Source organism: Shigella sp. FJ200513 (genome assembly GCF_040495915.1).
Classification (GTDB): Bacteria; Pseudomonadota; Gammaproteobacteria; order Enterobacterales; family Enterobacteriaceae; genus ECMA0423.
This window is the reverse complement of record NZ_JBDYCV010000262.1, coordinates 1-694: the sequence shown is the minus strand read 5'-3', so window position 1 is coordinate 694 and position 694 is coordinate 1. Positions and strand designations below refer to the sequence as shown.

The 694-nt window shown below is 54.9% G+C and carries 1 pseudogene; it reads left to right on the top strand.

Features of this window, described 5'->3' with window-relative positions:
- Positions 1–2: 2 nt before the first annotated feature.
- Positions 3–694, top strand: a pseudogene (locus ABZJ92_RS22100) (IS3-like element IS3 family transposase); the annotation flags it as partial.

Sequence of the window (694 nt, the reverse complement as noted above, 5' to 3'; positions counted from 1 at the left end):
ACATGACAAAAACAGTATCAACCAGTAAAAAACCCCGTAAACAGCATTCGCCTGAATTTCGCAGTGAAGCCCTGAAGCTTGCTGAACGCATCGGTGTTACTGCCGCAGCCCGTGAACTCAGCCTGTATGAATCACAGCTCTACAACTGGCGCAGTAAACAGCAAAATCAGCAGACGTCTTCTGAACGTGAACTGGAGATGTCTACCGAGATTGCACGTCTCAAACGCCAGCTGGCAGAACGGGATGAAGAGCTGGCTATCCTCCAAAAGGCCGCGACATACTTCGCGAAGCGCCTGAAATGAAGTATGTCTTTATTGAAAAACATCAGGCTGAGTTCAGCATCAAAGCAATGTGCCGCGTGCTCCGGGTGGCCCGCAGCGGCTGGTATACGTGGTGTCAGCGGCGGACAAGGATAAGCACGCGTCAGCAGTTCCGCCAACACTGCGACAGCGTTGTCCTCGCGGCTTTTACCCGGTCAAAACAGCGTTACGGTGCCCCACGCCTGACGGATGAACTGCGTGCTCAGGGTTACCCCTTTAACGTAAAAACCGTGGCGGCAAGCCTGCGCCGTCAGGGACTGAGGGCAAAGGCCTCCCGGAAGTTCAGCCCGGTCAGCTACCGCGCACACGGCCTGCCTGTGTCAGAAAATCTGTTGGAGCAGGATTTTTACGCCAGTGGCCCGAACCAGAAGTGG